The organism is Nocardia sp. NPDC057668, assembly GCF_042799795.1.
Classification (GTDB): domain Bacteria; phylum Actinomycetota; class Actinomycetes; order Mycobacteriales; family Mycobacteriaceae; genus Nocardia.
Genome location: NZ_JBHVIC010000001.1, coordinates 1,993,823 through 2,006,238, shown reverse-complemented (window position 1 = coordinate 2,006,238; position 12,416 = coordinate 1,993,823). Strand labels below are relative to the sequence as shown.

Sequence of the window (12,416 nt, the reverse complement as noted above, 5' to 3'; positions counted from 1 at the left end):
AACGGCGATGCGTGCGAACGAATTACACCGGGACGATGGTGGCGACTATCTCGTGGATCGTGCCGTCGGGGATCCGGAACGTTTCGGTGATGTCGACCGTGGTCAGGGTTATGCCGGCTATGCCGGAATCCAGGAGGTAGCGGGCCGTTACCACGTCGCCGGACTCGGTCATGTGCAGGTCGCGGATCGTTTGGATGATTTTGTACTGGATGCCGTGTTCCAGGTCGTAGGCCAGTTGGGGGCCGGAGTAGCCGGTTTGCAGGCCCGCCTCTACGCGGGTTGCGTTGGGGGCGAAGGGGACATCGCGGGCGTCGTGGGAGACGAGGGCGTCGATGTAGGCGCGGCTGACCGCCTGGCGGGAAGTGTCGCCGGGGGTCGGGGCCGCGGTGGCGAGTCCCGGACCGAGGGCGAGGGTGGCTGCGGCCGTCACCGACATAACTGCAACCTGTTGTAATTTCATGCGCTGAATGCTGTCTCGAGACGCGCCCTCGTGCAATCGAAACGCGCGAAAAACCAAGCGGGTGGGTCGCCTTCGGCATCTGGCTGGGGAGGCTCGCTTCCGGCGTCGTGCGAAAACACCGGGCCGCCTTCGGCATCCAGCTCGGAAGACACTCCGCTTCGGCCCAGGGCTCGGCCGACCCCCGGCCCCGGCCATGGGCTCTGCGCCGGGCGCGGGGCGAGGTGCCGTACGCCCTGGAGCGCGCACGCACGGCACCCAGGTCACCGGCGGGCGCGTTCCAGGACCTCGTCTTCGGTCAGGGCGCTGGCGGGGTGGTGGCTCAGGCACATGGGGACCGTCAGTTTCGCGAAGCCCAGACCTTCGGTCGAGCCGTAGAAGCGGCCCGCGGACAGGCGTGAGATGTCCTCCACGTGACCGCCTTTGGCGCGGGCGAGCTCCTTGGCGGTCTGGATCTGGACCGAGGCGTTGAGGAGGCCGAAGAACTGGGTGGCCGCGTTGCCGGTGATCAGGTTGTGCAGGGCCTTGGGCGCCTGGGTCGCGAAGACCAGGCCGAGACCGTATTTGCGCGCCTGGGTGGCGAGCTTCAGGGTGCTCTCGGTGGAGGCCTTCGTCGCGTTCGAGGGCGCAAAGGTCTGGGCCTCGTCCAGTACGAGCAGGCCGCCGAGCGGGCGATCACCGGCGGGGTGGCGTTTGATCCAGGCGAACAGCGCCAATTCGAGTTGATTGACGAAGGTTTGGCGCTGTTCCTCGGTGGCCAGCCCGACACAGCTGATCACCGAGATCCGGGCTCGTTTCCCGGCGCTCGGGGTCAGCAGCACGCCCGGATCCAGGCGCTCCCCGGCCCCGCCGAAGACCGGATCGTTGACCATGGCCGCGTGCAGCTCATCGGCCATGCCCTCGGCCAGCTTCACCGCGTTGCGGATCGTGCTGATCCCCTCGGGCAGATTCGCGAGCAGAGCCACGAACTCGCTCAGATCGGATCCACCGCGCCGGGCGAAATAGGTGAGCGCCTCGGTCAGCACGGCCGTACCGGTGCGCAGCTTCTGCGCGGTGAGTCCGGCCCGGGTGAGCAGGCCCGCCACCGAAGCGTCTATGGCCGTGCGGAATTCGTCGGGATCGTCGAGCACGTCGCCGAACTCGGGCAGCGGATTCAGCGCGAGCGGCCGCCCGGCTTCCCGCCGCGGCGTCCACACGATCACCTCGGTGCCGTCGAAATAGTCCGCGGCGCGTTCGGGATCGCGCGCACCCCAGGTCGCGGGCGGCGTCGGCCACCGGTCGCCGAGCCGGGCCAGATCGTTGTTGGTGTCGACCAGAATCGAGGAAACACCGTGCAGCGCGGCCTCTTCGACGAGTCGGCGCAGCAGCACGGTCTTGCCGGACCCGCTGCCCGCGAAGACCGCCGTGTGTTTGCGCAATTGAACGAGCGGCACCCGGAACGCGGCCCCGGTGTCGACCCCGTGCCCGAGCAGAATCGACGGCGCGGCGTCCGCGTCCGTGGCCGCTCGCGCGCCTGCCGCAGCCGGCATTCGGGAATCACGCTCCGGCGCGAGGATTTCGATTCCCACCGCGCCGATTCCCACCGGCTCGCGAACCGTTGTACCGATACCGTTCACCGTGCCGGCCTCGGCGGCGCCCGCACCCCAACCGGCCCCGCCCGCACGTTCGCCCGCCATCACACCCGCGTCGCCCCCACCCGACGCCATTCGCGAGTCGGCGATCCCCGCCGACACCGCACCCAGCACCCGCCCCAGCAGCTGCGACCCGCTCGCGGGCCGCCGCGCCGCCAGCCACGCGAGAAATCCGGGCGTCGCGGCGGTGAGCATGGTCTCCAGCGCCGTGAACACGCGCAGGTCATCCTGCGACACCGGCAGCGCGAGCCCCTGCGCCGCTTCGAATTCCGCGACCGCGGCCCTGGTGGCCGGCCCCGGCGAGAACAAGGTGTTTCGCAGAATCACCAGGTGCCGCTTGGTGACCCCGGCCCCGATCCCGGCCTCCAGGCTCGCCGAGCGCAGGCGCGTCAGCACCGCGCGCGGATTGCTGTGCGCGATGGCCCGGAAGCTCCAGTGCTCCTCGTCCTCGGTGGCCTCGTCCAGGGTGCGCCGTAGTCGTGCGTGCAGCGCCTGCTGCACGATCGCGGGCGGGTCGACGGTGAACTGCTGCGCGGCGGCCCCCTGCTCGAGCACGAAGCAGCGCAGCGCGACGTTCAGCAGCGAGAACATCTGGCTGTCCTCGTATTTCGAGTCCAGCGGGCTGATCACGTCCGCTTCCGCGCGCAGTACGTCGAACCGCCGGTCCAGCGCGGCCAGATCCGCCGGATCCGCGACGATCGGCCCGGGTGGAGGCGGGCCGCCGTCCCCGAAATGTCGCAGCTCCCGGACCTCGTTCGCGGCCAGGCACTGTCGCACATGCTCCTCGACCTGCTGCAGCAGTCGCCGCGGGGTGTAGTCGGCGACCCCGCGGTCGTCGAACGCGCCCGGCAGCACCGGCCAGGTCGGATACGGCGGCTCGAAACCCGCTTCACCGTAGAGACTTCCGAGGTGCCGCTCCACGATCGCCGCCGCGACCCCGGCCGAGGGCATGGCGGTGGACAGTTCGAGCACGGTGAACCGATCGGCCGCCGAGTTCACGGCCCGGCCGGTGACGAGCTCCCACGACTTGGGAATGCAGGCGACCACGATGAGGGTGCGCGTGGTCTCCTCGCGCAGCTGCATGAGCCCGTCCGCGAGCCGGTTCGCGAGCGTATCGCCGGCGGCGGAGCCGGATTGCGCTATGACGCTGTCGATCTGGTCGACGGCGAGCACCACCGGACCGGCGAGCGCGAAGAGCCGGGACACGTCCCCGAATATCAACTGCGGCAGCCGGTTCGGCCGCCGGAACCCCCACTCGAGCCGATCTGCCTCCTCGATGCCGTCCTCCAGCGTCAGGAAGCTGAGCCCGATTTCCCGCGGGCTCCCTTTGGCTTTGAACAGCACCAGCGCCCGCAGGGTGTCCTGGCAGTGCAGCGCCACCTCCGGATGCGAGTCCGCCAGCCGCTCGACCAGTTCGTCGATATCGGCCCGGCTCACCTGCAGCATGCCGCGTAGCCGCATACTCGATTCCGGCCCGCATCCGGTGAGTTCGGCGAGCGCGCCCAGCATCCGTCCCAGCTGCCCGCCGTCCGAGCCCAGCAGCTGCGCGACGATCCCGTGCACGGCTCCCGTCCAGAACGATTGCCCGTCTATCAGTTTCGGCATGAAGAACGCACCCCCCGCAGCCTGCACGTGCTGGCGCAGCCAGCCGAGCATGTGCGTCTTGCCGACCCCGCGTTCGCCGCTGAGCACCAGCCCGACCGGGGTGCTGTTGGGCCGGTTCCGGGCGGCGTCCACGCGGCGCGCGATCTCCCGCACCGCGTGCGGATGCAACCCGTCCACGTGGTAGTTGAGCGGACTCCACACTTCGTCGGGGCCCAGCACGCTGCCGAACTGGACAGAGGCGAGCGCGTGCTGCTGTTCCTCGTTCAACGGGCGGCCTCGATGGCGAGCAGATGTCGTGGCGTCCCGCCGAGCACGATCGCGTCGAGGCGGTCCTGCTCGGTCAGCGTCTTCTGATCCGCCTCGGCGCGCACGTGCACGCCGTCCCGGCGGGCCAGGGTCTCGAGCGCCCGGTCGACCTCGCCGCGCGTGAGCGTCCCGAGCCGGCTGCGCAGGACCGTCAACCGGACCGGGGTGCCCTTACCCCGGCTGATGTCGGCGTACGCCGTGGCGACCTGCCCCGCCAGATCCGGGACGAAGATATCGGCGAGTGCCTGCCCGGTCTCGTCGAGATGCCTGCGCAGACCGGCCAGTACGGCGTACAGCGTGCCGCCCGCCGTGCCCGATCGCGCGGGCCGGACGGCGGAGAGTTCGCGCGCGCACCACACCGCGCCGGCGTCGGTGAGTTCATGACTGAACGCCCGATTCACCTTTGTACTGGTCACCAGGCCGAGTTCATTGAGCCGCACCCGGTTTCGGCCGTCCAGTTTGATTCCCGCGACAGCGAGGAGTTCGGCGTTGGTCAGCTCGCGCGCCTCGGCCAGCAATACGAGCAGGACGCATCGTTCGTTCAGCGTCAATCGCTCTTCGGACATATCAATCCCTGTCTGTGTCAACTTCTTCCGAGCCGCGTCGCGGGCGCTCACGCTGAATCCTCCTGCGCGCATCGCGATTCCGCGTCCGCATCCACGATATTTCCCGGCGCGGCACGCGGGCGGGCGGCATCGCCGTGCGCGGAATCGACCGCCCCAGGCAGCCCGGGGGCCACTCGCGCCCGCCGGCTGCCCGAACCGGGACCGACCGGCCGCTACGATCACACGAAGCGTTGACAGCAATCTCATGGCAACTCGAAGTGTTCGCGAATGACGACCGCCGACTCCGAAGGGAATCCGACGTGATGCTCGACGAGAACACCGCACCCGAGGTCCGCACCGCGAACGGGCGAGTGCGCGGCCGGGTGCGTGATCACGTCGCGACGTTCCGCGGCATTCCCTACGCCCAGCCACCCACGGGCAGGTTGCGTTTCGCCGCGCCCGCGCCCGCGTCGCCCTGGGACGGCGTGCGCGAGGCCGCCGAATTCGGTTCCCCCGCACCGCAGGCCCAGATCATGAGCCCGGGTCCGGCGGGCAACCCGGAGACCACCGGCGACGACTGGCTCACCGTGAATGTATGGACTCCGCAACCGGATTCGGCGGCCCGGCTGCCGGTCATGGTCTGGATTCACGGCGGCGGCTGGATGTTCGGGCACGGCGGTGATCCCGCCTACGACGGCACGCTGCTCGCCCGGGAGGGCGGGGTGGTGCTGGTGACATGCAACTACCGCCTCGGCATGGAGGGCTGGGCGCTGCTCGAGGGTGCTCCGGCCAATCGCGGGCTACTCGATCAGATCGCGGCCCTGGAATGGGTGCGCGAGAACATCTCCGGGTTCGGCGGCGACCCGCACAAGGTCACCGTCTTCGGGCAGTCGGCGGGTGCGGGGTCGGTCGCCGCCCTGCTGGCCGCCCCGCGTGCCCGCGGCCTGTTCCGCCGGGCGATCGCGGAAAGTGTGACGGGCAGCCTGCTGTCGCCGGAACTGGCCGCCGACATCAGCGGCGCCGTCGCCGCGGAACTGGGGCTGCGGCCCATCGTCACCGATCTCGCCGCGGTCGATCCGGAGTTTCTGGCCCGCACCGGCGACCTGGTCGCGGCGAGCCTGCCCGAGCGCGCCGAGCGCTGGGGCGCGTTCGCCTACAGTCCGTCGCCGTACTCGCCGGTCGTGGACGGTGCGGTGCTGCCGCGCTCGCCCTGGGAGGCCCTGGCCGCGGGCGCGGGCCGCGACATCGAACTGCTGACCGGCCACACCCGCGACGAGTTCCGCACCTTCGCCGCCGCCCGCCTGGGCAGCATCGGTGACGGCGAGGCGGACGCCGCGCTGTCCGCGCTGGCCCCGGAACCCGGTGGCGCACCGGCCTTTCGCGCCGCCTATCCCGGCGCGACCGCCGAGGAGCTCTATCTGACCGTCACCTCCGACTGGCTCTTCCGCATGCCGAGCCTGCACCTGGCCGAATGTCAGAGCGCCGGCGGCGGCGCGGCCTACGTTTACGAGTTGACCTGGCGATCCCCGGGTATGGGCGGGGCGCTCGGGGCGCCCCATATTCTCGACACCCCGCTGGTCTTCGGCACGTTCACCGCGGACCCGGCCCCCTTCCTGTTCGGTGACCCCCCGTCCCCGCGGGCTCGGGCGCTGTCCGAGCTGGTCCGGGCGCGGTGGGCGGCGTTCGCCCGGGGCGGCGATCCGGGCTGGCCCGAATACGTGCCCCCGCGGCGGGTCACCCAGATCCTGGACAACGACCCGGTGGTGGTGGCCTACCCGGAGGACGCCTCGCGGCGCCTGTGGGAGCGGCATCGCTTCGATCAACTACCGCTGGCTTCCATCTGGCAACAGGTGAGTGACTGAGAGCGGTCGAATCTCACTGTTGCTCGTGTGACTCGTGAGGCTGGGGTTCTCACATCGACGCGGAGTCGAGCCGTAAAGGAAGCGTAAGGGTGACCTCGGATGATGTTGATTTCGCTGTTTTATGACGCAAGTCACACGGCTGATTCGGAGAGAAAAAGAGACTGAAAGTTTGCTTTGGCGTGCGGGTTTCGGAACGAGTTACGTAGATCACTGTCCGTTTTGTACTCTTACGCAACTTTAAGTTACCTCTCAGCAACAAACGGTTGGAGACTTGTCCGTGGGTGCTCGAACGAGGACCTGCGCCCCACCGAGACGGGGGCGGCACCCGCGGGAGAAAGCACGAAGTCATATGAAGTTCAGCAAAGTCGCCGCCACGTCGGCCCTGGTCATCGCGGCCCTGGGTATTGCGAGTGGCACCTCTTACGCCGATACGGCTCCTGCCCCCTCGCCGGTCATCAACTCGCTGCTGGACGGCGTGAACCAGGGCATCAACCAGTCCGTCCCGGCCATCGGCTGGAACGTCGCCCGTGAAGGCGATTCCATCGTGGTCACCACCACCGCCGGTTCGCTCAGCACCGCCGACGGCCAGTTCCAGGTGCTGGACAACCAGGGCAACCTGGTCACCGCCCTGCCGCTGAGCTACACCCTCGCCGACGCCGAGTACCCGATCGACGCCGCCGTCGACGGCCTCCGCGCCACCCTGACCCCGCGCACCGACGCCGCCCGCCCGGTGGCCGACGGCGGCCTGCGTCACGAGGTCGCCAACCAGGAAGCGTTCGACGACGCCATCTCCGCCGCCGCCACCCAGTTCGGCCTGGCCACCGCGGTCGGCACCCTGGTCGGCACCATCGTCGGCGCGGCCGCCGGTTGCGTCCTCGGCGGCGTCAGCGGCGCCGTGCTGGGCATCCCGATCCTGGATGCCGGCGGCCTGGCCCCGCTCGGCGGCTGCCTCGCCGGCGCCATCATCGGCATCCCGCTGGGCGCTGCCGCCGGCCTGGTCCTGACCGGCGTGCCGGCCGCGATCATCATCGGCATCGGCCTGGTGAACCGCCTGAACGATCCCGCGAACCAGTAGTCGCGGGTAGTACAACCCACAATCGGGCCGGGTCGCAGACAGCGACCCGGCCCGAAGTGCGTGTGGGTCCCGCGCGGTGAAACCGCCTGCGGGACCTGTGAATTCGTACTACCTAGCGCGGCTTGCGCTGCAGGAACGAGTCGCGGATCATGATGCCGGCCAGCAGCGCGGCGAACCCGACGAGGTAGATGTCCTCGACCTTGCCCTTGTGGTTGCCGATGATCATCGCGAGCAGGATGAACACGACGACCCACCCGGCGACGCGGAAGGTACGGCGCGATTCGCCGCTCCAGCCCCACGCGGCGGACGGAACCTCGGCGGTGTCGACCTTGGTGACGACTCCTGCGCTGTGGGTGGGTTCCAGTTCCGTGGCGGCCACTTTCGCTCCTAAGGGCTCGAATCCGATGCTGGCCCATATCGTGGCATACGACCCTGCGTCGTAGCCAGCAGGGTGGCGGCACGGCACGCCGTCTCCGGGGTGCGCGCCGAGCCGGGGTGGGGGACAGCGCCGATCGGGACAGGGGACAATGGGCGCGTGTCCGACGTTGTGAAGGTTCTGCTGCTGGGCAGCACGGGTTCGATCGGTACCCAGGCGCTGGAGGTGATCGCCGCCAACCCCGACCGTTTCGAGGTGGTCGGCCTGGCCGCGCGCGGGGGCAATGCCGAACTGCTGGCGCAGCAGATAGCCGCCACGGGCACCACCAATGTGGCGGTCGCGGACGAAGCCGCCGCCGCGAAGCTCGGTGTGCCGCTGGCCGGTCCGGACGCCGCCACCGAACTGGTCCGCCGCACCGACGCCGACGTGGTGCTCAACGCGCTGGTCGGCTCGCTCGGGCTCGAACCCACCCTGGCCACCCTGGAATCCGGGCGGCGACTGGCGCTGGCCAACAAGGAATCCCTGGTCGCGGGCGGCTCGCTGGTGACCCGTGCGGCGCGGCCCGGTCAGATCGTGCCGGTCGACTCCGAGCATTCGGCGCTCGCGCAGTGCCTGCGCGGCGGCCGCGCCGACGAGGTCGCCAAACTGGTGCTCACCGCCTCGGGCGGCCCGTTCCGGGGCTGGACCGCCGAGATGCTGGAATCGGTGAATCCCGATGAGGCCAAGGCGCATCCGACCTGGTCGATGGGGTTGATGAACACCCTGAACTCGGCGTCCCTGGTGAACAAGGGCCTCGAACTCATCGAGACCCACCTGCTGTTCGGCGTCGCCTACGACGACATCGACGTGACCGTGCACCCGCAGTCGATCGTGCACTCCATGGTCACCTTCCGCGACGGCTCGACCCTGGCCCAGGCCAGCCCGCCGGATATGAAGCTGCCCATCGCGCTTGCGCTGGGCTGGCCGGACCGGGTGCCCGGCGCGGCCGCCGCCTGCGATTTCTCCACCGCGTCGACCTGGACCTTCGAACCGGTCGACAACGAGGTGTTCCCCGCCGTCGAGCTGGCCCGGCAGGCCGGCAAGGCCGGCGGCTGCGTGACCGCGGTCTACAACGCCGCCAACGAGATCGCGGTGCAGGCCTTCCTCGACGGGCTCATCCGCTTCCCGGACATCGTGCGAACCGTACAGCGGGTCGTGGAGTCCGCCGACCGCTGGAGCTCGGAACCCAGTACTTTGGACGAGGTGCTCGCGGCTGACTCGTGGGCGCGAGAGACCGCGCGCACGCTCGTGCGCGGCTGACTGCAGAAGGGTTCGACTACCGCATGGTCTACGCGATCGGCTTCGCACTGTTCGCCCTCGGTATCACCGTGTCGGTCGCGCTGCACGAATGCGGCCACATGTGGGCGGCACAGGCCACCGGTATGAAGGTGCGCCGCTACTTCATCGGCTTCGGCCCGAAGGTGTTCTCGTTTCAGCGCGGTGAGACCGAATACGGCCTGAAAGCGCTGCCGCTGGGCGGTTTCTGCGATATCGCGGGCATGACCGCCCTGGACGAGCTCGAACCCGAGGAACTCGACCGGGCCATGTACCGGCAGAAGACGTGGAAGCGGCTGCTCGTGATGTTCGGCGGCATCCTGATGAACTTCCTGCTCGGCTTCCTGCTGATCATGCTGCTGGCCGTGGTGTGGGGGCTGCCGCGTTTCGATCAGCCCCCGGCCACCCAGCTCGGCGCGCTCAGCTGCGTCTCGAGTCAGGGCCCGGACCAGAAGGTCATCCCGTGCAGCGGCGAGGGCCCGGCGCAGAAGGCCGGACTCCAGCGCGGCGACATCGTGACCGCGGTCAACGGCACCTCGATCAAGACCTGGCAGGAGTTCCGCGACCAGACCGAGAAGCAGACCGGCCCCTTCACCTACACCGTCGAACGCGACGACGAAAAGCTCACCGTCACCGTCACCCCGGAACAGGCCGCGACCTATCCGGTCAAGGACGGGCCGGTCAAGATGGTCTCCAAAGTCGGTGTCGGCCAGGACTTCTACGGCCCGGTGAAGTACAACTTCTTCGCCGCCATCCCGGCCTCGGCCGCCTTCACCGGCGAGATCGGGCTGCGTACGCTGCAGTCACTGGCGCAGATGCCCGCCAAGGTCGCCGACCTCTGGGAGGCCGTCACCGGCGGTGAGCGCGACCCCGAGACCCCGGTCTCGGTGTACGGCGCCTCCAAGATCGGCGGCGAGACCGCCGAACGCGGTATCTGGAGCCTGTTCGTGCTGACCCTGGCCAGCCTGAACTTCTTCCTGGGCGTGTTCAACCTGCTGCCGCTGCTGCCGCTGGACGGCGGGCACATCGCGGTCGTGATCTACGAGAAGCTGCGCAACCTGTTCCGCAATCGCAAGGGTCTGCCCGACGGCCCGCCGGTCGACTACATGAAGCTGTTGCCGGCGACCTACGTGGTCGTCGTGCTCGGCGGCGCGTACATGATCCTGACCCTGGCCGCGGACATCATGAACCCCATCAAGCTCTTCCCCTGACCCCGCCCGGCCGCCGACATTTCGATCTTGTCGGCGGCTGTCGGTAGATTCGAACCGGGGCTGCCATGGCCCGGGTACGGGGCGGGCTGGCCCGAAGTTCCTGGCGCGATGCGTGTCTCGACCGATATCGCGCGATGAAGGAACGGGTGTTGCGTCGTGGAGTTGACGCGTGGGGCGAATGCGGCCGTCGCCGCGCCCGCGGTATCGCTGGTGCTGGAATGGAATTCGGATCGGGGACTCGATCCGCAGGCGCTGCTGCTGGCCGATACCGGCAAGATCAGGTCCAATGCCGACTTCGTCTTCTTCAACGCCCCCGCGCACCCCTCGGGAACCGTTGCGCTGTCCGAGGTTACGGCGCGCCGGGCCACCCTGCGCCTGACGCTGGCGGACATCGAGGCGACGGTGGATCGGGTTGTCATCGCGGGCTCGGTCGACGAGGGTTCGTTCGGTGACATCGAGGGCTTGACCCTCACCGTGCGCCATCCCGGCGGCCGGCTGCTGCGCTACGCGGTGCGCGGCACCGGCCGGGAGACCGCCATGGTGCTCGGAGAGTTCTACCGCCGCAACGGCGAATGGAAGTTCCGGGCCGTGGGGCAGGGCTGGGACAGCGGATTGCGCGGACTGGCGGAACAATTCGGTGTCGAGGTCGACGACGAACCGGAGTCGACGCCCGAGCCCGAGCCCACCCCGCCCCTGCTCACCCGCTCGGCGCCACCCGCCGCATCCGCCCGATCTGCGTCGCCCACACCCGCGCCCACCCCGCAGGCGTCGCCCACACCCGCGCCCACACCCGCGCCCACACCCGCGCCCACACGGTCGGCCGCATCGGCACCCGCCGCGCCGGAGCCCGCCCCGACACAACCCGCCCCGGTCCCGGCATCCGAGCCCGCCGCCGCACGGCGCCTGGCTCCCACGCTCCCCGCGCAACCGCGCGTCCCCGTGCCCGACATGCCGGCCGCCTGGTACGCCGTCCCCGCCGATCCGAGCCGCCTGCGCTGGTGGAACGGCAGCGGCTGGACCGGGGAGTACCGCCCCGCCCACCCCGCGAACGATCCCGCGACCTGCCCGCGCTGCGGCCGCCCCCGGCACGTGCAGCGCTTCGGCCCGCCGAGCGCGTGCCGCTGGTGCGAGAGCGAGGTCGGCAGGATCCTGGAGTCCTGGCGCGAACGGGTCTGGCAGGTGCTGGCCACCACCGGCCCGAGCGGACCGGCGTGGGACGAACTCTGGATCCTGTTGCGCCACGATCTGATCAGCGAGGGCACCGGCCGCGAAGCCCTGCGCCCGCTCGCCCTCGCGCACCTGGAGCGGGTGGTGGCCTTCGCCTTCGCCGACGGGGAGATCGAACAGGACGAGCTCGCCGATTTCGAGCGCACGATCGAGATCCTGCGCGCGAGCACCGATCTGAGCGCCGCGCACCGCCACATCGAGGGCCTGCGCCGGCGCATGCTGCGCGGTCGCGGGCTGACCCAGGTGAAAGTCGGCGACCTGCCCCACATCGAGCGCCCCGACCTGCATCTGGAATCGGACGAGCTGCTCTATCTCGACGTCAACGGCACCCGCATCAAGTATCTGGCCAACGGCCCCAAGCACTTTCCGGGCCGTCTGATCGGCAGCAGCAAGAAGCTGCGCTTCGTCGGCCAGGGCGCGGGCGCCGAATTGTCCTGGGCCAAAATCGTTTCCGTCCGCCACGAGTACGACACCGTCGTCATCGAGGCCACCACCACGCGCGGCGGCGGCACCTACCACGTGCCCGACGCCGAGTACGTCGCCGCGGTCCTGGAGGGCGCGTTGCGGGTGGCCAAGCGCCTGGTCCTGGCTCCCGGCCGGCGCGATACGCGCGCCGTCCCGCAGGACGTGAAATCCCGGGTCTGGCAGCGCGACGGCGGCAAGTGCGTCCAGTGCGGCGACAAGCAGTACCTCGAGTTCGACCACATCATCCCGTGGAGCCAGGGCGGGGCCACCAGCGTCGACAACCTTCAGATCCTGTGCCGCGGGTGCAACGGGCGCAAGGGCGCCCGCATCTGAGTTCGGCCG

General features: G+C 69.8%; 9 protein-coding genes. 5 read left to right on the top strand and 4 right to left on the bottom strand.

What is annotated here, in order from left to right; genetic code table 11:
- Window positions 1-22: 22 nt before the first annotated feature.
- From ACFVBH_RS09220 to ACFVBH_RS09210, 3 genes are all read right to left on the bottom strand, one after another.
- A complete protein-coding gene (locus ACFVBH_RS09220; RefSeq protein ID WP_354987431.1) occupies window positions 23-436 on the bottom strand; it encodes a hypothetical protein in 414 nt (137 codons plus the stop codon).
- A gap of 284 nt (window positions 437-720) precedes the next feature.
- Window positions 721-3,960 carry an ATP-binding protein gene (locus tag ACFVBH_RS09215; protein ID WP_379000995.1) on the bottom strand — a complete coding sequence of 1,080 codons (3,240 nt, stop codon included), beginning with the start codon at window positions 3,958-3,960 and terminating at the stop codon, window positions 721-723.
- On the bottom strand, window positions 3,957-4,565 hold the full coding sequence (locus ACFVBH_RS09210; protein ID WP_354987433.1) for a hypothetical protein: 609 nt from the start codon (window positions 4,563-4,565) through the stop codon (window positions 3,957-3,959). Before ACFVBH_RS09210 ends, ACFVBH_RS09215 begins: the two co-directional genes overlap by 4 nt.
- Window positions 4,566-4,867: 302 nt before the next feature.
- Here ACFVBH_RS09210 and ACFVBH_RS09205 point away from each other — a divergent pair, with 302 nt between their 5' ends.
- Both ACFVBH_RS09205 and ACFVBH_RS09200 read left to right on the top strand, forming a co-directional pair.
- Window positions 4,868-6,406 (top strand): carboxylesterase/lipase family protein, encoded by a 1,539-nt coding sequence (locus tag ACFVBH_RS09205; protein WP_379001669.1) that lies wholly within the window; start codon window positions 4,868-4,870, stop codon window positions 6,404-6,406.
- A 349-nt stretch (window positions 6,407-6,755) separates the two neighbouring features.
- Complete coding sequence (locus tag ACFVBH_RS09200; RefSeq protein WP_379000994.1) at window positions 6,756-7,481, top strand: hypothetical protein; 726 nt, start codon at window positions 6,756-6,758, stop codon at window positions 7,479-7,481.
- Between the two features lie 112 nt (window positions 7,482-7,593).
- Here ACFVBH_RS09200 and ACFVBH_RS09195 read toward each other — a convergent pair whose 3' ends face one another.
- Entirely contained in the window at window positions 7,594-7,860 is a 267-nt protein-coding gene (locus ACFVBH_RS09195; protein WP_354987435.1) for a DUF2631 domain-containing protein, read from the bottom strand.
- 156 nt (window positions 7,861-8,016) lie between these two features.
- Here ACFVBH_RS09195 and dxr point away from each other — a divergent pair, with 156 nt between their 5' ends.
- From dxr to ACFVBH_RS09180, 3 genes are all read left to right on the top strand, one after another.
- Window positions 8,017-9,156: a 1-deoxy-D-xylulose-5-phosphate reductoisomerase gene (gene dxr / locus ACFVBH_RS09190; RefSeq protein WP_354987436.1), complete on the top strand. Its 1,140-nt coding sequence runs from the start codon at window positions 8,017-8,019 to the stop codon at window positions 9,154-9,156.
- Window positions 9,157-9,179: 23 nt separating this feature from the next.
- A complete protein-coding gene (locus ACFVBH_RS09185; protein ID WP_354987437.1) occupies window positions 9,180-10,382 on the top strand; it encodes a M50 family metallopeptidase in 1,203 nt (400 codons plus the stop codon).
- A gap of 156 nt (window positions 10,383-10,538) precedes the next feature.
- Window positions 10,539-12,407: a TerD family protein gene (locus ACFVBH_RS09180; RefSeq protein WP_379000993.1), complete on the top strand. Its 1,869-nt coding sequence runs from the start codon at window positions 10,539-10,541 to the stop codon at window positions 12,405-12,407.
- Window positions 12,408-12,416: the final 9 nt, after the last annotated feature.

Excerpts from the sequence above, each read along its gene's own strand:
- ACFVBH_RS09200 (WP_379000994.1), top strand. The coding sequence starts at position 6,756 with ATGAAGTTCAGCAAAGTCGCCGCCACGTCGGCCCTGGTCATCGCGGCC.
- ACFVBH_RS09210 (WP_354987433.1), bottom strand. The coding sequence starts at position 4,565 with ATGTCCGAAGAGCGATTGACGCTGAACGAACGATGCGTCCTGCTCGTA.
- ACFVBH_RS09205 (WP_379001669.1), top strand. The coding sequence starts at position 4,868 with ATGCTCGACGAGAACACCGCACCCGAGGTCCGCACCGCGAACGGGCGA.
- ACFVBH_RS09220 (WP_354987431.1), bottom strand. The coding sequence starts at position 436 with ATGTCGGTGACGGCCGCAGCCACCCTCGCCCTCGGTCCGGGACTCGCC.
- ACFVBH_RS09185 (WP_354987437.1), top strand. The coding sequence starts at position 9,180 with ATGGTCTACGCGATCGGCTTCGCACTGTTCGCCCTCGGTATCACCGTG.